18 protein-coding genes are annotated in these 18,578 nt (G+C 63.1%); 9 read left to right on the top strand and 9 right to left on the bottom strand.

Features of this window, described 5'->3' with window-relative positions:
* Nucleotides 1–64: 64 nt before the first annotated feature.
* The 7 genes from NMB38_RS05270 (at nt 65) to NMB38_RS05240 (ending at nt 7,570) form a co-directional block, all read left to right on the top strand.
* Nucleotides 65–1,180 (top strand): branched-chain amino acid ABC transporter substrate-binding protein, encoded by a 1,116-nt coding sequence (locus NMB38_RS05270; RefSeq protein ID WP_027915315.1) that lies wholly within the window; start codon nt 65–67, stop codon nt 1,178–1,180.
* A 185-nt stretch (nt 1,181–1,365) separates the two neighbouring features.
* A complete protein-coding gene (livH, locus tag NMB38_RS05265) occupies nt 1,366–2,289 on the top strand; it encodes a high-affinity branched-chain amino acid ABC transporter permease LivH (protein WP_023535272.1) in 924 nt (307 codons plus the stop codon).
* Nucleotides 2,286–3,542: a high-affinity branched-chain amino acid ABC transporter permease LivM gene (locus tag NMB38_RS05260; protein WP_023535261.1), complete on the top strand. Its 1,257-nt coding sequence runs from the start codon at nt 2,286–2,288 to the stop codon at nt 3,540–3,542. Before livH ends, NMB38_RS05260 begins: the two co-directional genes overlap by 4 nt.
* A complete protein-coding gene (gene livG, locus NMB38_RS05255; RefSeq protein WP_023535212.1) occupies nt 3,539–4,306 on the top strand; it encodes a high-affinity branched-chain amino acid ABC transporter ATP-binding protein LivG in 768 nt (255 codons plus the stop codon). Before NMB38_RS05260 ends, livG begins: the two co-directional genes overlap by 4 nt.
* Nucleotides 4,307–5,008, top strand: coding sequence for an ABC transporter ATP-binding protein (locus NMB38_RS05250; protein ID WP_023535231.1), 702 nt, complete (start codon nt 4,307–4,309; stop codon nt 5,006–5,008).
* A 176-nt stretch (nt 5,009–5,184) separates the two neighbouring features.
* Nucleotides 5,185–5,859 (top strand): COG3650 family protein, encoded by a 675-nt coding sequence (locus tag NMB38_RS05245; protein WP_494354914.1) that lies wholly within the window; start codon nt 5,185–5,187, stop codon nt 5,857–5,859.
* 103 nt (nt 5,860–5,962) lie between these two features.
* A complete protein-coding gene (locus NMB38_RS05240) occupies nt 5,963–7,570 on the top strand; it encodes an NAD(P)/FAD-dependent oxidoreductase (protein ID WP_049696452.1) in 1,608 nt (535 codons plus the stop codon).
* 71 nt (nt 7,571–7,641) lie between these two features.
* Here the strand turns inward: NMB38_RS05240 and NMB38_RS05235 are convergent, their stop codons facing one another.
* Nucleotides 7,642–8,106 (bottom strand): outer membrane lipoprotein, encoded by a 465-nt coding sequence (locus NMB38_RS05235; RefSeq protein WP_027915318.1) that lies wholly within the window; start codon nt 8,104–8,106, stop codon nt 7,642–7,644.
* Nucleotides 8,107–8,252: 146 nt separating this feature from the next.
* On the opposite strand from NMB38_RS05235, the gene NMB38_RS05230 reads away from it, so the two are divergent.
* Entirely contained in the window at nt 8,253–8,486 is a 234-nt protein-coding gene (locus NMB38_RS05230; RefSeq protein ID WP_027915319.1) for a hypothetical protein, read from the top strand.
* 38 nt (nt 8,487–8,524) lie between these two features.
* On the opposite strand, the gene pdxH is transcribed toward NMB38_RS05230, so the two are convergent.
* From pdxH to dinG, 5 genes are all read right to left on the bottom strand, one after another.
* Complete coding sequence (pdxH, locus tag NMB38_RS05225; RefSeq protein WP_027915320.1) at nt 8,525–9,172, bottom strand: pyridoxamine 5'-phosphate oxidase; 648 nt, start codon at nt 9,170–9,172, stop codon at nt 8,525–8,527.
* 18 nt (nt 9,173–9,190) lie between these two features.
* Nucleotides 9,191–10,192 (bottom strand): OmpA family protein, encoded by a 1,002-nt coding sequence (locus tag NMB38_RS05220; RefSeq protein WP_125922324.1) that lies wholly within the window; start codon nt 10,190–10,192, stop codon nt 9,191–9,193.
* Nucleotides 10,193–10,291: 99 nt separating this feature from the next.
* Nucleotides 10,292–11,437 (bottom strand): EstA family serine hydrolase, encoded by a 1,146-nt coding sequence (locus NMB38_RS05215; protein WP_027915322.1) that lies wholly within the window; start codon nt 11,435–11,437, stop codon nt 10,292–10,294.
* An 85-nt stretch (nt 11,438–11,522) separates the two neighbouring features.
* Nucleotides 11,523–13,769 carry a beta-galactosidase gene (locus NMB38_RS05210; protein ID WP_027915323.1) on the bottom strand — a complete coding sequence of 749 codons (2,247 nt, stop codon included), beginning with the start codon at nt 13,767–13,769 and terminating at the stop codon, nt 11,523–11,525.
* Between the two features lie 78 nt (nt 13,770–13,847).
* Entirely contained in the window at nt 13,848–15,992 is a 2,145-nt protein-coding gene (gene dinG, locus NMB38_RS05205; protein WP_027915324.1) for an ATP-dependent DNA helicase DinG, read from the bottom strand.
* Between the two features lie 98 nt (nt 15,993–16,090).
* On the opposite strand from dinG, the gene NMB38_RS05200 reads away from it, so the two are divergent.
* Nucleotides 16,091–16,555 carry a CopD family protein gene (locus NMB38_RS05200; protein ID WP_027915325.1) on the top strand — a complete coding sequence of 155 codons (465 nt, stop codon included), beginning with the start codon at nt 16,091–16,093 and terminating at the stop codon, nt 16,553–16,555.
* Between the two features lie 15 nt (nt 16,556–16,570).
* Here the strand turns inward: NMB38_RS05200 and NMB38_RS05195 are convergent, their stop codons facing one another.
* The 3 genes from NMB38_RS05195 to NMB38_RS05185 all read right to left on the bottom strand — a co-directional run bounded on the left by NMB38_RS05195 (nt 16,571) and on the right by NMB38_RS05185 (nt 18,479).
* Nucleotides 16,571–17,329 (bottom strand): hypothetical protein, encoded by a 759-nt coding sequence (locus NMB38_RS05195; RefSeq protein WP_027915326.1) that lies wholly within the window; start codon nt 17,327–17,329, stop codon nt 16,571–16,573.
* On the bottom strand, nt 17,322–17,597 hold the full coding sequence (locus NMB38_RS05190; RefSeq protein WP_027915327.1) for a DUF1145 domain-containing protein: 276 nt from the start codon (nt 17,595–17,597) through the stop codon (nt 17,322–17,324). The genes NMB38_RS05195 and NMB38_RS05190 overlap by 8 nt, the downstream gene beginning before the upstream one ends.
* Nucleotides 17,598–17,774: 177 nt before the next feature.
* On the bottom strand, nt 17,775–18,479 hold the full coding sequence (locus NMB38_RS05185) for a PA1041 family peptidoglycan-binding anchor lipoprotein (protein WP_027915328.1): 705 nt from the start codon (nt 18,477–18,479) through the stop codon (nt 17,775–17,777).
* Nucleotides 18,480–18,578: the final 99 nt, after the last annotated feature.

Genomic DNA, 18,578 nt, shown 5'->3' with positions numbered 1-18,578 from the left:
CCCGCCTGGTCTGTAGCCCTGGCCGCCAGGACTATAAGAATTACAACAGAATGAGTGGAGCATTATGATCAAGATTTCCAAGCTGTTCGCCGCAATGGTTCTGGCCGGGGTAGCCAGCCATTCGTTTGCCGCCGATACCATCAAGATCGGGATCGCCGGGCCCAAGACTGGCCCCGTGACCCAATATGGCGACATGCAGTTCATCGGCGCCAAGCAAGCCATCAAGGACATCAACGCAGCAGGCGGTGTCGATGGCAAGATGCTAGAAGCCAAGGAATACGACGACGCCTGCGACCCTAAACAGGCCGTGGCCGTCGCCAACAAAGTGGTCAACGATGGCGTCAAGTTCGTCATCGGCCACTTGTGCTCCAGCTCCACCCAGCCAGCGTCCGACATCTACGAAGACGAAGGCGTGATCATGATCACCCCGGCGGCAACATCCCCGGAAATCACCTCCCGCGGCTACAAGCTGATCTTCCGCACCATCGGCCTGGACAGCGCCCAGGGCCCTGCCGCAGGCAACTACATCGCCGATCACGTCAAGCCCAAGGTGGTCGCAGTGCTGCACGACAAGCAGCAGTACGGTGAAGGCATCGCCACGGCCGTCAAACAGACTCTGGAGCAAAAAGGCACCAAGGTTGCCGTGTTCGAAGGCCTCAACGCCGGCGACAAGGACTTCTCGTCCATCATTCAGAAGCTCAAGCAGAACAACGTCGATTTCGTCTACTACGGCGGCTACCACCCAGAGCTGGGTCTGATCCTGCGTCAAGCACAGGAAAAAGGCCTCAAAGCCAAGTTCATGGGTCCGGAAGGTGTGGGTAACGACTCCATCTCGCAAATCGCCCAGAATGCCTCCGAAGGGCTGCTGGTCACCCTGCCGAAGTCGTTCGATGCCGACCCTGAGAACAAGAAGATCGTCGACGCGATCAAGGCTGACGGCAAGGACCCAAGCGGCCCGTTCGTCTTCCCTGCCTACTCGGCCGTCGAGCTGATCGCCCAGGGCATCAAGGCCGCAGGCTCCGAGGACACCGACAAGGTGGCCGAGGCCATCCACCAAGGTTCGTTCAAGACCCCTACCGGCACCCTGACCTATGACGACAAGGGTGACCTCAAAGACTTCAAGTTCGTGGTCTACGAATGGCACTTCGGCAAGCCGAAGACCGAAGTCTCCCCTCAGTAACAAGCGTGACTAATAGCTGACCGAGAAGCCCACTGTGCGAGCAGTGGGCTTTGTTTTACGAGGTTCATGGGCACGCCCCCGCGATCCGGGGACGGGCTCACCTGAAAATCTTAAAACCGTCACCCGCGGTTTCCTGGCCGTACCCCGGCCAGCGAAATGCAAATCAGGTTTTTAGGAGCGCTGTAATGCCTGAGATCTACCATTTCTTCCAACAACTGGTTAATGGATTGACCATCGGCAGCACCTATGCCTTGATCGCCATCGGCTACACGATGGTGTACGGCATTATTGGCATGATCAACTTCGCCCATGGCGAGGTCTACATGATCGGCTCGTACGTGGCGTTCATCGCCCTGGCGGGTCTGGCCATGATGGGTATTCATTCGCTGCCGATCCTGATGACCGTTGCCTTCGTCGCGACCATTTTCGTGACCAGTGCCTATGGCTACAGCATCGAACGGGTTGCCTACCGACCACTGCGCAACAGTAACCGGCTGATTCCGCTGATTTCTGCCATCGGCATGTCGATTTTCCTGCAGAACACCGTGCTGTTGTCCCAAGACTCCAAGGACAAGTCCATTCCCAACCTGATTCCGGGCAGCTTCTCGTTCGGACCAGGCGGCGCAGAAGAAGTCCTGGTGTCCTACATGCAAGTGCTGGTGTTCGTGGTGACGCTCGTGGCCATGACCCTGCTGACCCTGTTCATCTCCCGTTCGCGACTGGGCCGCGCGTGTCGCGCCTGCGCCGAGGACATCAAGATGGCCAACCTGCTGGGCATCAACACCAACAACATCATCGCCCTCACCTTCGTCATCGGCGCTGCCCTGGCGGCCGTCGCGGCCGTGCTGCTGAGCATGCAATACGGGGTCATCAACCCCAATGCCGGTTTCCTGGTAGGCCTGAAGGCGTTTACCGCCGCAGTGCTGGGGGGTATCGGCAGCATTCCGGGCGCCATGCTCGGTGGGCTGGTGCTGGGTGTGGCCGAAGCGTTCGGCGCCGACATCTTCGGTGATCAGTACAAGGACGTCGTGGCATTCGGCTTGTTGGTTCTCGTCCTGTTGTTCCGGCCGACCGGCATTCTGGGCCGCCCGGAGGTTGAAAAAGTATGAACAAGAATCTCAAACCGGCGTTTTTCAGCGCCTTGCTGGTCTGGGCCGTGGCCTTCCCGGTGCTGGGCCTGAAACTGAGCATCGACGGCATCAGCCTGGTGGTGCATAGCCAGGGCTCGTTCACCATCAGCATCATCGCCGTGTGCTCGGTGCTGATGTTCCTGCGCGTGCTGTTCGACCGGCAGTGGAGCTCGGTGATGGGCCGACGCTCGGACCGCAAGCTGATTCCACCTGCGCTGAGCAACTACCTGACCCTTCCCAAAACCCAGCGCTGGGTGATTCTGGGGCTGGTCGTGGTAGCCCTGATCTGGCCGTTCTTCGGCTCGCGCGGCGCTGTCGACATCGCCACCCTGATCCTGATCTATGTGTTGCTCGGCCTTGGCCTGAACATCGTGGTCGGCCTGGCCGGGTTGCTGGACCTGGGTTATGTGGGCTTCTACGCTGTGGGCGCTTACAGCTACGCCATGCTCTCGCACTACCTGGGGTGGAGTTTCTGGGTCTGCCTGCCGATTGCCGGCCTGATGGCCGCCACCTTCGGCTTCCTGCTCGGTTTCCCGGTGTTGCGCCTGCGCGGCGACTACCTGGCGATCGTGACGCTGGGCTTCGGCGAGATCATTCGCCTGTTCCTGCGTAACCTCACCGACTGGACCGGTGGCCCTAACGGCATCAGCAACATTCCCAAGCCCGAATTCTTCGGCCTTACCTTCGAACGCCGCGCCGCCGAAGGCATGCAGACCTTCCACGAGTATTTCGGCCTGCCTTACAACTCGATCAACAAGGTCATCTTCCTGTACCTGGTTGCACTGTTGCTGGCACTGCTTGCGCTGTTCGTGATCAACCGCCTGTTGCGCATGCCCATCGGCCGTGCCTGGGAAGCGTTGCGTGAAGACGAGATCGCCTGCCGCGCCCTGGGCCTGAACCCGACCGTGATCAAGCTCTCGGCCTTCACCCTGGGTGCCTGCTTCGCAGGGTTTGCCGGCAGCTTCTTTGCCGCTCGCCAAGGGTTGGTCACGCCGGAATCGTTCACGTTCATCGAGTCGGCCATCATCCTGGCCATCGTGGTGCTCGGCGGCATGGGCTCTCAGTTGGGCGTGATCCTCGCTGCCATTGTCATGATCCTGCTGCCTGAGCTGATGCGCGAATTCAGTGAATACCGGATGCTCATGTTCGGTGCGCTGATGGTGCTGATGATGATCTGGCGTCCGCAAGGTCTGCTGCCAATGCAACGTCCCCACATGGAGCTGCGTCGATGAGCCGCGAAATTCTGCAAGTCAGCGGCCTTAGCATGCGCTTCGGCGGCTTGTTGGCGGTCAACGGCGTGGGCCTGACCGTCAAGGAAAAACAAGTGGTGGCGCTGATCGGTCCGAACGGCGCCGGCAAGACCACGGTGTTCAACTGCCTGACCGGTTTCTACCGGCCCAGCGGCGGCACCATCCTGCTCGATGGCGAACCCATCCAAGGGCTGGCCGGCCATCAGATCGCGCGCAAAGGGGTGGTACGCACCTTCCAGAACGTGCGCCTGTTCAAGGAAATGACAGCGCTCGAGAACCTGCTGATCGCCCAGCACCGGCACTTGAACACCAACTTCTTCGCGGGGCTGTTCAAGACCCCAGGGTTCCGCCGCAGTGAAAAGGAAGCCATGGAGCGGGCGCAGTACTGGCTGGACAAGGTCAACCTGACCGAGTTCGCCAACCGCACTGCCGGCACCCTCGCCTACGGCCAACAACGTCGCCTGGAAATCGCTCGCTGCATGATGACCCGCCCGCGGATCATCATGCTCGACGAGCCGGCTGCGGGGTTGAACCCGAAAGAGACCGAGGACCTGAAGGCATTGATTGCCTATCTGCGTGAATCGCACAACGTGACCGTGCTGCTGATCGAGCATGACATGAAGCTGGTGATGAGCATTTCCGATCACATCGTGGTCATCAACCAGGGCACACCCCTGGCCCACGGTACGCCCCAGGAAATCCGCGACAATCCTGAAGTGATCAAAGCCTACCTGGGGGAAGCGTAAATGCTGAAGTTCGAGAACGTTTCCACTTTCTACGGCAAGATCCAGGCGCTGCACAGCGTCAACGTGGAGATCAACCAGGGAGAAATCGTCACCCTGATCGGCGCCAACGGCGCCGGCAAATCCACCTTGCTCATGACCCTGTGCGGTTCACCCCAAGCCCACAGCGGCAGCATCAAGTACCTGGGCGAGGAACTGGTCGGTCAGCCTTCGTCGCACATCATGCGCAAGAGCATTGCCGTGGTGCCGGAAGGCCGCCGGGTGTTCGCCCGGCTGACCGTCGAGGAGAACCTGGCCATGGGCGGGTTCTTCACCGACAAGGGTGACTATCAGGCGCAGTTGGACAAAGTGCTGCAGCTGTTCCCGCGCCTGAAGGAGCGGTATGCCCAGCGTGGCGGCACCATGTCCGGGGGCGAGCAGCAGATGCTGGCCATCGGGCGTGCCCTGATGAGCAAACCCAAGTTGCTGCTGCTCGACGAGCCCTCCCTGGGCCTGGCACCGATCATCATCCAGCAGATCTTCGACATCATCGAACAACTGCGCCGTGATGGCGTGACGGTGTTCCTGGTAGAGCAGAATGCCAACCAGGCGCTGAAGATCGCCGACCGGGCCTATGTGCTGGAAAATGGCCATGTGGTGATGCAGGGTACGGGCGAGGGGCTGCTGACCGATCCAAAAGTGCGTGACGCCTACCTGGGCGGTTGATGCCAGCGGGGCCTGCAGGGGCCCCGTTGTCTTGAAGACGCTACGCTTGCACCCCGCTTCACGATCAAACAGGGCAGGCTGCATGCAGGTGACAGCCGTCTATTTCTCTTCGCCGGGCTTGTATTGCCCCTGCCCGCCTCAGTAACGTGACGGCCTCTCGAACACCGGAGCCCGTCATGCGCCTGACCCCTTCCCTGCTACTGACCGCCTTGTTGCCCCTGTTCGCGGGCTGCCAGCTGCTGGCCGAAAAACTCGTCGACCCTGATATCGGCAGCACTCGCATGCAAGGCCAGGTTCACGCTGCCGGTGGGCAGTTGCTGTTCAAGCCCTGCAACGAACCCCGCAGCTTCGTCATCAACGATGCCGCCGCCACGGGCATCCTGCAGGAAGCGGCGAACCTTGCAACCGGGGCCAACGACACCCTGTTCGCCGACGTGCGTGGCCGACTTACAGGCAGCAAGCAGGCCAGCACCGATGGACAGCTGGACCTGCGCCGCCTGTACCGCCTGGAGCACGCCAGCAACGGGTGCATCGACCCCAATTTCAAGCAGCTTACCCTGCGCGCCGGTGGCCACAAGCCCGATTGGGACGTCAAGGCCAACAGCCGGGGCATGGTGCTCAACCGTGCTGATCAGCCCCCGCTTGCCCTGCCCTTTCTGGAGGAGCAGGTGCCCGGTGGCGGCTTGACCCTGACCAGCGAAGCCAACGGGCAGCGCGTCGAACTCTGGCTGGCGCCACAGCGCTGCATGGACCCGGCCACGGGCGCGTTCAACCACTTGCGCGCAGAACTGCGCTTCGATGGCACGACCCTTCAAGGTTGCGGTTATTACGGTGGCGCGCGCGATGACTGATGACCGGGCGGCTTAATCCTGCCAGTCGAGGCGGCTAAAGCTTTATACTTGGCGGTTTGTGTTAAGCCGCCGGCCGCCCACGGCCGGGATACTGGACCCTGCCATGCTACGAATCACCGAACTCAAGCTGCCCCTGGACCATCCCGATGAAGCACTGCGCGAGGCCATCGTCCAGCGCCTGGGCATCCGCGACGAGCAACTGATCAGCTTCAACCTGTTCAAGCGCAGCTACGATGCGCGCAAGAAGAACACCGAACTGCTGTTCATCTACACCATCGACCTGCATGCCAGCAACGAAGAAGAGCTGCTGCGCAAGTTTGCCGACGACCATAATGTCGTGCCCGCGCCGGACGTTACCTACCGGTACGTCGCCCAAGCCCCTGAAGGCCTGGACGCACGACCAATCGTGGTGGGTCTGGGCCCGTGCGGGATTTTCGCCGGCTTGCTGCTGGCGCAAATGGGCTTCAAGCCGATCATCCTCGAGCGCGGCAAGGAAGTGCGCCAGCGTACCAAGGACACCTGGGGCCTGTGGCGCAAAAGTGTGCTCAACCCCGAGTCCAACGTGCAGTTCGGCGAAGGCGGCGCTGGGACATTCTCAGACGGCAAGCTGTACAGCCAGATCAAGGACCCGCAGCATCATGGCCGCAAGGTGTTGGAAGAGTTCGTCAAGGCCGGTGCGCCTGACGAGATCTTGTACATCAACAAGCCGCACATCGGCACCTTCCGCCTCACCGGCATGGTTGAGCAGATGCGCCAGGAAATGATCGCCCTGGGGGCCGAGGTTCGTTTCGAACAAAAGGTCACCGACCTGCTGATCGAAGAAGGCCAGGTTCAAGGCGTAGTGCTTGAAAGTGGCGAGCAACTGCTTTCACGGCATGTGGTTCTGGCATTGGGCCATAGTGCCCGGGACACCTTCCGCATGCTGCACGCGCAGGGTGTGTACATGGAAGCCAAACCGTTTTCCGTCGGTTTCCGCATCGAGCATCCGCAATCGCTCATCGACAAGGCGCGCCTGGGCAAATATGCAGGCCACCCCAAACTGGGTGCGGCGGACTACAAGCTGGTGTACCACGCCAAGAACGGGCGGTCGGTCTACAGCTTCTGCATGTGCCCTGGCGGAACGGTAGTGGCCGCCACCAGTGAACCGGGCCGCGTCGTCACCAATGGCATGAGCCAGTACTCACGCAACGAACGCAACGCCAACTCCGGCATCGTCGTCGGCATCGACCCGGAACGGGACTATCCCGGTGGCCCGCTAGCGGGCATCGAGTTGCAGGAACGCCTGGAAGCGCACGCCTACGTCATGGGCGGGAGCAACTACCAGGCGCCGGCTCAGCTGGTGGGCGATTTCGTGGCTGGCAAGCCTTCGACCGCGCTGGGCAGTGTCGAGCCGTCCTACAAGCCTGGCGTGACCCTGGGGGACCTGGCGCCAAGCCTGCCGGCCTTCGCCATCGAGGCGATACGCGAGGCCCTGCCCGCCTTTGATCGGCAGATCAAGGGCTACAACCTGCATGACGCGGTGTTGACCGGGATCGAGACACGCACGTCCTCGCCGCTGCGCATCACGCGGGGTGAAGACTTCCAGAGCCTGAACGTGAAGGGCCTGTTCCCTGCCGGCGAAGGGGCTGGCTATGCAGGCGGCATTTTGTCTGCAGGGGTTGATGGCATTCGGGTTGCCGAAGCGGTGGCCAAGGCCATGCTAGCCCAGTAACAAGCCCTGAATTGCCGGTACAAAAAACCCGACCAGGCCAGAAGCCTGATCGGGTTTTTTCAGGGCTGCGATCAGTGCGAGACGCGGCTGGTACCATCGACCGTCATGATGCGCACGCGGTCGCCCACCCGGAAAATCTCGTTTTCCTGCACGGACTGCACATAGGCACGCATGCTGCCATCGTCTTCGCGCACCGTGATCTCCACACCCTGGGTACGGGTAATACCCTCTTCGGCGGCCGAACCGGCCAAGCCACCGGCAACGGCACCAATCACGGCAGCGACGATGCTGCCACGCCCGCCGCCAACGGCGCTGCCCGCCAAGCCACCTACCACGGCACCGGCGCCTCCGCCAATCGGCGTCTTGGTGCCTTCGATCTTCACAGGGCGCAGCGATTCGATGGTGCCCATGCGCACGGTTTGCACACGGCGGGCCTCATCGCGCGAATAGCTGTCGCCGCTCAAGTTTGACGCACAGCCACCGAGTAGCAACGTGGTGGCTGTGAAGGTCGCGACCAGCAAAGCGGATTTACGCATGGGTAGAATCTCCATAAGTCAGGTATTCATTAGACGCTGCACATTGACGGCTGTCACGGTACTCACTGCATAAAATTGCTTTCATTCAGCCAGCGTACAGCCAACGCGATCAGGCAGGGCGCTTACCGATCAGACCAAGGATAACCATGGATTACTTCATCGTCGTGGTCGCCACCCTCGCAGGGTTGGGGTTTCACGCCTGGCTCTACATGCTCATGCGGCAGTGGATGGACCGCGACCTGGCGCTGTCACTGGCAGGTGGCGACCCGCACATGCAGGCGTACATGCTGCAGCGGTTGCAGCATGCGCGTCAGTTGAAGATGGGGCGCAAGGCACGGGTTCAGTGGCTTGCGCAGGAGGCGGCGGCGTATTCGCGCTGAGCGCCAGGGCGAATGGGGCTATCTGGTAGCCCCGCCTATCAAGGCGCCAGACGCTCGCGGTGCCAGCCTTGGGCCGCCTTGCGGTAATTCAGGCGGTCATGCAGGCGACTGGCGCGTCCTTGCCAGAACTCGATGCGCTCTGGCAGCAGGCGGTAGCCACCCCAATGCTCGGGGCAGTGAGGCTGCGTGTCGGAGAAACGCGCCTCGGTCGCCTTGACCAGGGCTTCGAGCGCCTCGCGCCCAGCGATCACCTGGCTCTGAGGCGATGCCCAGGCGCCCAGGCGGCTGCCCAACGGCCTGACCTGGTAGTAATCGTCGGACTCCTTGGCCGAGACCTTCTCGACACGGCCCTCGATACGCACTTGCCGCTCGAGCGCCGGCCAGAAAAAGGTCATGGCGGCGAACGGGTTAACCTGCAGTTGCCTACCCTTGGCGCTGTCATAGTTGGTGAAGAACGTGAAGCCCTGCTCATCCAGCCCCTTGAGCAACAGCACACGGCAGTGTGGTCGCCCATCGGCATCGACCGTGGCCAGGGTCATGGCGTTGGCTTCCACCGGCGCCTGCTCTGTTTTCACGGCATCGCCGAACCATTGGTGAAACAAAGCGAACGGCTCGGCCGGAGCCTGAGCTTCGGCCAGGCCGTCCCGGGTGTAATCGCGGCGCATATCGGCCAGGGATTGGGTCATTACTGCGTTCCTTGACGATCAGTTGGTCTTCGCAGGGCTGTTGGAGGCTACCTTCTTGTCAGTGGCAGCTTTCTTGGCGACAGGCTTGGCGGTCGCCGCTTTCTTGGTCGCCGTCTTGGCCGGGGTGTTGGCTTTGGCGGTAGGTTTCTTGGCAGCGGTTTTGACGGCTGGCTTGGCTGCAGCCTTGCTTGGCTGGGCTTTGGCGGCTGGAGCCTTGGACACAGGCGCCTTGGCATCCTGCACGGCCACCATGGTGGCTGGCGACGGCGTTGGTGTGGCCTGTTGATACTTGCTCAGCAGCGCGACCATGGTGTTCTGTGGGGTCAGCAGCATTTCCACGCGGCGGTTCAGCGCACGGCCTTCGGCACTGTCATTGGCGGCGCGAGGCATCACCGAGCCCATGCCCTTGAGAATCAGGCGGTCACGTTGCAACCCGCTCAGGCGGAAAATGGCCGACACCGAGGCAGCACGCTCAAGGCTCAGCTTCTGGTTGGCAGCCACCACGCCGCTGGTGTCGGCGTGGCCCAGGACCAGTACGGCCGTCTTGGGGTCGCCTTCTACCGTCTTGGCCACGCGGGTGATAGGGCCCAGGGTGACGGGCAACAACATGTTCGGACGGTCAGGGTTGTACGCACCGTCCACTGGCAAGGTGACTGCCAGCACGTTGTCGCGCCGCTCGAGCTCCAGCTTGCTGTCCTTGATGGCCTCGCGCAGCTTGGGCTCGTACTCGTCCAACCAGGCCTGGGTGGCCTGCTGGTCGATCTTCGGCACCACCGGCCCTTGGGCCTGCTTCTGCTCACCGCCAAATGGCCACCACCAGCGGCTGGTGCTTTCGGATTTGGCGTCGGCCTTGGCGACCTTTTCCGTGACTGCTGCCTTCACTTCCTGTTCGGCGACCTTGTCCGAGCCGAATGGCCACCAGCTTGAACTGGCGCTCTTGGCAGAACCCTCGGGATGGCTGGCGCAGCCGGTGACAGCGGTCAGGCACAGGGCGAGTGCTAAGGTTTTATGTGAAGACATCAGCGATACACCATGAATTAGAAAGGAATTTTGCCCACACTCTTGAGGCGTCGGCATTGAGGATAGTCAAAGAGGCTGGGCAATACCCGCACTAACCGATCAAAGGCATTGCCCAAGCACGCGCACCAGTTTCTGGGCACGAGGGTCCATCAGCACATAGGGCCCCAAGGTATTGACGACAAAGCCAAAAGCCACATCTCGCTCCGGATCGGCAAATCCGACCGAGCCCCCGGCACCGGGGTGACCGAATGCGCGAGCGCCCAGGCCGAAGGTGGCATTGGCCACATCGGGCTGGTCGAGCATGCACCCTAGGCCAAAGCGCGTCTGGGTCAGCAAGGTCCGGTCCTGGCCCAGGCTGTGTTGGCGGGTGAACGCCTCCAGCAGGTCCGACTCCAGCAGGCTGCCATCGAGCAGGCCTGCATAGAACCCAGCCAGGCTCCGGGCATTGCCATGGCCATTGGCAGCAGGTTGTTGCATGCGCCGCCATTCCGGTTTATTGGTACTGGTCAGAATGGCGGGCGGGTTGGTAAACGCCCTTGTGGACAATGCCTCGGGCTCGCGCAGCGTGACCTGCAGCAAGCGCTGGGCAGCGGCGTCACCGGGGTTGCCTTTGCCACGCGCGATATGGGCTACCCGATAGAACTCCTCGTCAGCCAGCCCGACATGGAAGTCCAGCCCCAGCGGCCGCGCCGTACGCGCCACGATCGAGTCGCCTGGGCCGCGCCCATCGGCGCGACGAATCAACTCGCCGATCAGCCAGCCAAAGGTGATGGCGGCGTAGCCGTGCTCGCTGCCCGGTGTCCACCACGGCGTTTGCGCGGCCAGGGCATCGACCATTGCCTGCCAGTCGTAGAGGGCCTGGGCCGGCAGCAATTCGCGAATCGCAGGCAGCCCGGCACGGTGGCTAAGCAGTTGCCTCAGCGTGATGGCCTCTTTGCCCGCCTGACCGAACTCAGGCCAGTAACGCGCTACCGGGGCATCGAGTTCAAGTTTACCCTCGCCCACCAACTGCAAGGCGGTGACGGCGGCAAAGGGCTTGGTGCAGGAAAACAGATTGGCGATGGTATCGCTGTGCCATGGCTGCTGGCCATCCTTGTCGGCGGTGCCCGCCCACAGGTCCACTACCGTTTCACCACCCACCTGGATGCACAGCGCAGCCCCGCGTTCCTGGGGATCATCGAACAGCGCCGCGAAGGCCTCGCGCACTGCTTCGAATTTCAGCTCGAAATGACCCTGAATCTGCACCCTGTGTTCTCCATGCGGCATGTTGGCAAAAGGGCCTGCATTGTTTCAGTAGTTCGGCCTTTTGCCTACAGGCGCGCATCACACGTCACGGCGACGCGGGTGCTTGGCTGCGAGTGCGCAACTGGTCCAATGCCTCCAGATTGCTCTTGCGCACGGCCTGGACGAAGCCTGGGTAAGCCACGTCGGTGATGGCAACCAACCCCAGGTGTCCGTTCTCTGCGTCCAGCAAACGGCCGCTGGCAGGCTGATCGAGGTACTGGAACCAATGGGCGCCAACGATCATGGGCTGGGCGAGCGCCGCCTTGAGGAAATTGCCATAGGCAGGCCCGCGGTCTTCCTCACGCGCGACCTCCACCGGCCCCGGCCAGAAAGGCCCGCGATCGCGCGAGCCGAACTGGAACTCGGACACCAGCACCGGCTTGTCCAGCTCTGCCAGGCGCGCGAAGTCATAGCCATCCTGAGGCTTGAGGGTATAGAAGTTGAAGCTGAGCACATCGCAGAACTCGGCGCAGGCCTTGACCGCTTCGGGTGTACTCACGGCAAACCGACCGCCCAGCAAGAGGTGGTTGGGGGCATGCCACTTGAGCGAGTCGGAGAGGGTCTTGAAATAGGTCTGGGCGAACACCTGCTGGAAATACTGGTAGTCACGCTCGATTTCCGGGTGTTCCGCGCTGGGCAGTGGCGCCTCGAAACCAGGGTCTTCCATCAGCTCCCAGGCCGCCAGTTCGATGCCCCAGGCCTTGGACAAGCCCTCCTGGTTTCGGTACTTGTCACGCAACTGCTTGAGGAAAGCGCGCTTGGCCGGTACGTCGGTGGTCAGGCGCAAGGTGCCGTAGGCCAGCCCATAGCGCGCCTTCGGGTCATCGCCCGGGGCCGCCCAGGCCAGCTCGTTGTCGGCAAAGTAACCGATGAGCCAAGGGTCATCGCGGTGATCGCGGGCGGCGATGGCCACGGCCCGCTCGGTGGCCATGGCAAAGCGTGGGTCGAAGGGATCGGGCATCCGGCCCCACCAATCCATGCCGGTGCTGATGCTCGCGTAATCGCCCACGATGGACAGCGGCAAGGTATAGGGCACGCGCTGCTGCTCGACCAGGGCCGCATCGCTCCAGTTGCCCAGTGTATTGAAGCCCCAGGCCTGCAGCCGGTCGAGCGTATGGCGCTGCCAGCGGGCGCTGTCCAACTTGGCGGGCGGGCAATTGACCGGCTGCGCTGACGCCTGCGGGTCGGCCACCTGGCAAGGGGCTGCGTGGGTGCGTTCGAGATTGGCGGCGTAGAAGTCGAACCAGCGCCCCTTCTTGAAGGCGCGCCCCTGGGACGAGGCATTGCCATCATCGTTGTTGCCCTCGCCATAGAAGGCGGACAAGGGCTCGCCTTGTTGCGGCAGCGCCTTGAACATGGCCTCGCGACCCGCCACATAGGTGCGCCCGCCATCTGCGGCCACGGCATTGACGCCCAGGGAGTAGAACGGGTGGCCCAGCGGCGTGACCAGGTACCAGCGCCCCTCACGTTTTTCGGTGCGAAAGAACCCGGTCGCCTCGAAGGGCGTGCCCGCTGTCACGCCGCCATAGGTATCCAGTGGCTGCTTTTCACGCTCGGCCAGCCACCCCTTGATCTGCTGCTGTTCGCGCCCGGCGCTCGCCTTGAGTTGCTCGTCGCTGGTCACTTTCTCAGGCCACGTGCCGCGCGTGGACTGCCCGTAGGCATCGATGAGTTCGTGGTAGGCCGCTTGCCATGCCTGGTCGTCATCCTGGATGCCCATGCGTTCGATCAGCAGGCTTTGGGCTGCCTTGGGGGCAGGGATGCTCAGGCTGACCGCAGCGACCTGTGCAAGGTCCACCGCGCCCGTGCTGCTGCCGAGCAGCACGCGCTGGCCGCTAAAGCTCCACGGCATGGGCGGGCCCGCACGCAGCCCTTCCTGCAGGGGCGAACGCGCCGTCAACGGCACCATCACCGTTTGCGCAGGCCCTGCCGGCAAGTCGATGCGGCTGATCAATGTACGGCCGTCATTGCCCTGCACCGTCACATCCAAGGTCAGCGCCCAGGCCATCGCGTTCTGCAGACGCAGGGTCAGGTAGCGGCCGGAAGACCAGTCCCAAGTGCCGCTCTGTGGGCTCATGCGCAAGGTCGGACGCTCGGCAGCGTTGAACACCACGCGTCGCAACACCTCGCCCTGAGCGGTCTGCTCGGCGTTGTACTGGGGCATGCCGGCGTCCACGGTTTCGACATTGACCACTGAGGCCGGGCGCACGAAGCTGAACAACGTCTGCTGCCCCGCCAGCAACGGCGGGCTCAACAGCAAAGCGATGACAGCGGGCAAGGTACGGCGAACCATAGGGCGGAGTCTCTCCTTCAGGGCCCTCATGGCCCACGACTGAGGTTGGACAACGTGCCGGCGCAAGCGCTCCGGCCGTCAGGAAATCTCCCGCCGAAATGGCGGCAGCGCATTGAGGATAGCCTTGCCGTAGCGCTGGGTGACCAGGCGCCGGTCCAGCAAGGTGATGACACCGCGGTCCTGCTCGGTGCGCAACAGTCGGCCACACGCCTGGATCAGGCGCAACGAGGCATCGGGTACGGCAATTTCCATGAACGGATTGCCGCCTCGCGCTTCGATCCATTCTGCCAAGGCGGCCTCGACGGGGTCGTCAGGCACGGCGAACGGGATCTTGGCGATGACCACATGCTCGCAATAGGCCCCCGGCAAGTCGACGCCCTCGGCGAAGCTGGCCAGGCCGAAAAGCACGCTGTGCTGGCCGTCGTCGACGCGGGCCTTGTGCTTGTTCAGGGTTTCCTGCTTGGACAGGTTGCCCTGGATCAGCACCAGCTTGCGCCAGTCCCGGTCCAGGCCATCGAACACATCCTGCATCTGCTTGCGTGACGAGAACAACACCAGCGCACCACGGGCATCCTCGACGATGCCCGGCAGCTCGCGGATGATAGCCGCGGTGTGGCCAGCGGCGTCACGGGGGTCAGCCTTGAGGTCCGGTACCCGCAGCAGGCCTGCATCACCGTGCACGAACGGGCTGGGCACCACGCAGGAAACTGCATCGCGGGGCAATCCCGAGCGCATGCGAAAGCGGTCGAACTTGCCCAGCGCGGTCAGGGTCGCCGAGGTGACCAAGGCGCCGTGTGCCACGTTCCACAAGCTGCGCCGCAGCATCTCGGCCGCCAAAATGGGGCTGGCATTGACCTCGATATCGAACAGGGCCCCGCTCTCGGCCAAGGTAAGCCAGCGGGCCATGGGCGGGCTGTCCTCGGGGTCTTCGGCGGTGAACGCCGTCCACAACTCCCAGTTGCCCTGGGCACGGGTCTGCAGGCTACCGAACAGCGGGTACCACTCCTCGGCCTGGTGGCTGGCGATGCCAATGCTGACCTCGCCGCCCATGCCTTCCTTGAGCAGGTCGGTCAGGCGGGTGAACACATCGTTCAGGCGGGCGAAGCCTTTTTTCAGCTCGACGCCAACCTCGCGGATTTCATCGGGCACCACGCCACCTGGAAAACGATAGCGAGGGCGTTCTCGGCCTTCGTTGTCCTCGCCTGGACGAAAATCGGCCACCTGCTCGCACAGCGTGAACATGAACTGCTGTTGGGTGCGGATTTCGCGGGCAAGCTCAGGGACCTGCTCGATCAGCTTGCCCAGGTCACCCGGCAGGGGGTGCTGGGCCAGCAGCTTGGTCAGGTTCTTGGCGGTCTGCTCGAGCCAGTCGGCCGTCGAACGCAGCCGTGAATAATGAGCGAAGTGGCCGATGGCCTTGTCTGGCAGGTGATGCCCTTCGTCGAACACGTACATGGTGTCGCGGGGGGCCGGGAGCACCGCACCGCCGCCCAGCGCCAGGTCGGCCAGCACCATGTCGTGGTTGGTGACGATCACGTCTACCTTGCCCATGCCTTCACGGGCCTTGTAGAACACGCACTGCTGGAAGTTGGGGCAGTGGCGGCCGGTGCACTGGCTGTGGTCGGTGGTCAGCCGTGCCCAGTCCTCGTCTTCGAGGCTCTCTGGCCAACTGTCGCGATCACCGTCCCAGCGGTTGCCGGCCAGCTTTTCGATCATGCTGTTGAACAGCTTCAGGCTGCGCTCGTCCACGTCGATGCGAAAGCCTTCTTCCTCCAGCAGCTGCGCCTGGGACGTCTGGGCATGACCTTCCTGGACCAGGATGTCGAGCTTGGACAGGCACAGGTAGCGGCCCCGTCCCTTGGCCAGGGCAAAGCTGAAATTCAGCCCGCTGTTGCGCATCAGGTCAGGCAGGTCCTTGAAGACGATCTGCTCCTGCAGCGCCACGGTCGCGGTGGCGATGACCAGGCGCTTGCCTGCCGCCTTGGCCGCCGGAATGGCCGCCAGGCTGTAGGCGACCGTCTTGCCGGTACCGGTGCCCGCCTCCACCGCCACGACGGCGGGCTCGCCGGCACGGCGGCCTTCGTCGTCGCAGGGAATATCCCCGAGGACCTTGGCCACCTCGGCGATCATCAGGCGCTGGCCGTAACGCGGCTTGAGGCTCTTGGCTTCGAGAAATCGCGTGTAGGCGCCCTGGATGGTGGCTTTGAGTTCAGTGCTGATCATGGTGTGCAGGCGCCCGAAGGGCTGGATATATTTTCAGTATCGCGCATAGGGCGGCTATCATACCCCGCTCACGCTGTTTATGCCGCATGGAGATCCGGATGACTGCCTTTGCCCTGCCCTACACCCTGCACGTTCTGGCCGCCCTGGTGTGGGTGGGTGGCATGTTCTTCGCCTGGATGGTGCTGCGCCCGGCAACGGTTGCAGCGCTGGACGGGCCTGCCAGGCTGCGGTTGTGGGTGGAAGTTTTCCGACGCTTCTTCGGCTGGGTCTGGGTGGCCGTGGCGATTCTGGCGATAAGCGGCGTGGGCATGATTCACCTGCGCTTCAATGGCTTCGAAACCGCGCCGCGGTATGTCCAGGTGATGATCGGGGGCGGTATCGTCATGTTCGCCCTGTTCATGCGCATCCAGGCGTTGCTGCTGCCAGAAATGAAAACGGCGGTCCAGGCCGAGGACTGGCCAGGCGCGGCGGCCGTGCTGGGGCGCATCCGCCGGATGGTGGGGGTGAACCTGCTGCTGGGCCTGGCCGTGGTCGCCGTGGCCAGTGCCCGCCTGATGTTCTGAGCGTACCCGCAGCGATCAGAGTCGCTGCAGGATCAGCTCGCCGGCAGCCCCGGCAAGGCCTGGCTGACCGGGTTGCCCGGCGCGGCCACTGTTGCCCGGCGAGGTGCGGTAGACCAGGCAACCCTTGCTCGCACCGCCCTTGCCCGCCTGGCCTGCTGCCCCAGGCTTGCCCGGCGCGCCACCGTCCAGGCGCACCCTGATGCGCTCGGCAGGGAAGGCCTCGGGCACGCTCAGGCGAATTCGACCACCCGGTGCTCCGTCGTGGCCATTGCCGCCATCATCCCCGTTGAAGCCGCGGCTGGCACGGCCCCAGGTGCAGCCACCGGCCTGGCCGTTGGCACCATCGAGCCCGGCGAACCCTGGCGCACCCGCGCCGCCGCGGGCGTCGATGGACAGTTGTTCGCCCTGCACCTGGGCAAGCTTGAGGTCGAGCCCGCGCCCTGAACGCGCGGCACGTTCATAAGTCCCAGGCGCGCCCGGCGCACTGAACTCACTGCCTTCACCCAGGCTGGCACTGGCCGCTTCGATCAGGAGCGGGGTATCGGCCGGCGCCACGGCGATACGCGCATCACGGCCCAGCTCCAGCCGATCGACCGTCAGCGAGGCGAGCGTGGCGGGAAGCAGCAAGGTGGCATCGTCCGCCACCCTGAGCTGCTCCAGATGCACCTCGGCCGACTTGGTCGGCAAGCGCAGCATGGAATTGGCGGGTACTTCGAGGTTCTGTGCCTGCGCAAGCGGCGCAGCCAACAGGGCGAACAACATCAGATTACGCATTTCGTGGCGCCTCTTGCGCGCGGGGGATGGACATGATGTGGAAAATGCCCGTCAACAGGATCTGCAGACGGTCGAACCAGCGATGGCTACGGCCGCGCAGACTGGCATTGAAAAACAGCATTTCGAGCAAATGCAGCAGCACCAGCAACAGGCCTGTGGCGTTGATCAATAGGTTCAGCGGCACAGGTTGCGGCACCATCTGGTTGTACAGCACTACACCCCAGAAGACTATGGTCAGGAGCTTGCCCAGGCTCAAGATGAATTTCATGCTCTGCCCCACCGTATGGCGTACTGCCGGGATGGCCAACGCGACCATTTCACATTAACCGCTCGGTCGGGACTCACGCCAGCGCACACTGCGCTTGGCAATGTATGGGCACCGGCCATTACCGTCTATGGCGTTTGCAAAGCGCCCGCGCCGATACGCTGGGCGGGCGCTGCTGCTTCAGCGCTGGATCTTGATCTCCGTACGACGGTTCATGGCACGCCCCTCGGCGGTGGCGTTGTCAGCCACAGGTTGGGATTCGCCAGCCCCGACCACGGACACGAAGCTGTTGCGCGGGATGCCGCTTTCGACCAGATAGTCGGTGACCGAGTGGGCACGGCGCTCGGAAAGTTTCTGGTTGTAGCTGTCGGCACCCACGCTGTCGGTGTGGCCGCTCACGCTCAGGCGGGCCGACGGCGCTTCCTGCTTCAGGCGCGTAGCGATGGTATTGAGGCGCTGCTTGTCGGCGGCGGTCAGCCGTGCAGAGTCGAATTCGAAATGCACATCGCGGATGACGATCACCTCTTCTTTCTCGACCACCACTTGCTCGACGACCACAGCCTCGACCTGCGGTGCAGGCGGCGGGCAACCGTTGGCATCGACCTGTACGCCGCGCGGCGTCCCTGGGCACTTGTCGCGGCTGTCGGGTACGCCATCGCCGTCTTCGTCGCCATCACCATGGGCCCAGCAATACCCCGCTGCAAGGCCGCCCCCGAGCAGCGCGCCCCAACCTGCCCAGCTCGAGCTTTCGATCGCGCCCAGCGCTGCGCCGCCCACACCGCCGACCGCCGCACACTTGGGCCAGTCGGTTTTTTGCAAACCCGCGCAACCAGTCAACACACTGGTGAGCAGAACCAGAGGTACAGCTGTGCGTACTATGCTCATCTCATCGCCTCTTTTGGGGGGATCGGCATCGTGGCCGATCAGGGCAGTAAAGACGCTGCTTGCACAGCCTGCCAGCCATTTGCCATGACCGGATGCCAC

It is taken from the genome of Pseudomonas sp. FBCC-B35 (assembly GCF_059133755.1).
Note: the sequence above shows the minus strand (reverse complement) of the source record. Positions and strands in the feature narration are given on the sequence as shown.

Coding starts and splice junctions, on each gene's coding strand:
- NMB38_RS05245 (WP_494354914.1), top strand. CDS start 5,185: ATGCGCCTGACCCCTTCCCTGCTACTGACCGCCTTGTTGCCCCTGTTC.
- NMB38_RS05230 (WP_027915319.1), top strand. CDS start 8,253: ATGGATTACTTCATCGTCGTGGTCGCCACCCTCGCAGGGTTGGGGTTT.
- dinG (WP_027915324.1), bottom strand. CDS start 15,992: ATGATCAGCACTGAACTCAAAGCCACCATCCAGGGCGCCTACACGCGA.
- NMB38_RS05200 (WP_027915325.1), top strand. CDS start 16,091: ATGACTGCCTTTGCCCTGCCCTACACCCTGCACGTTCTGGCCGCCCTG.
- NMB38_RS05240 (WP_049696452.1), top strand. CDS start 5,963: ATGCTACGAATCACCGAACTCAAGCTGCCCCTGGACCATCCCGATGAA.
- livH (WP_023535272.1), top strand. CDS start 1,366: ATGCCTGAGATCTACCATTTCTTCCAACAACTGGTTAATGGATTGACC.
- NMB38_RS05250 (WP_023535231.1), top strand. CDS start 4,307: ATGCTGAAGTTCGAGAACGTTTCCACTTTCTACGGCAAGATCCAGGCG.
- livG (WP_023535212.1), top strand. CDS start 3,539: ATGAGCCGCGAAATTCTGCAAGTCAGCGGCCTTAGCATGCGCTTCGGC.
- NMB38_RS05270 (WP_027915315.1), top strand. CDS start 65: ATGATCAAGATTTCCAAGCTGTTCGCCGCAATGGTTCTGGCCGGGGTA.
- NMB38_RS05190 (WP_027915327.1), bottom strand. CDS start 17,597: ATGAAATTCATCTTGAGCCTGGGCAAGCTCCTGACCATAGTCTTCTGG.
- pdxH (WP_027915320.1), bottom strand. CDS start 9,172: ATGACCCAATCCCTGGCCGATATGCGCCGCGATTACACCCGGGACGGC.
- NMB38_RS05195 (WP_027915326.1), bottom strand. CDS start 17,329: ATGCGTAATCTGATGTTGTTCGCCCTGTTGGCTGCGCCGCTTGCGCAG.
- NMB38_RS05220 (WP_125922324.1), bottom strand. CDS start 10,192: ATGTCTTCACATAAAACCTTAGCACTCGCCCTGTGCCTGACCGCTGTC.
- NMB38_RS05185 (WP_027915328.1), bottom strand. CDS start 18,479: ATGAGCATAGTACGCACAGCTGTACCTCTGGTTCTGCTCACCAGTGTG.
- NMB38_RS05210 (WP_027915323.1), bottom strand. CDS start 13,769: ATGGTTCGCCGTACCTTGCCCGCTGTCATCGCTTTGCTGTTGAGCCCG.
- NMB38_RS05235 (WP_027915318.1), bottom strand. CDS start 8,106: ATGCGTAAATCCGCTTTGCTGGTCGCGACCTTCACAGCCACCACGTTG.
- NMB38_RS05260 (WP_023535261.1), top strand. CDS start 2,286: ATGAACAAGAATCTCAAACCGGCGTTTTTCAGCGCCTTGCTGGTCTGG.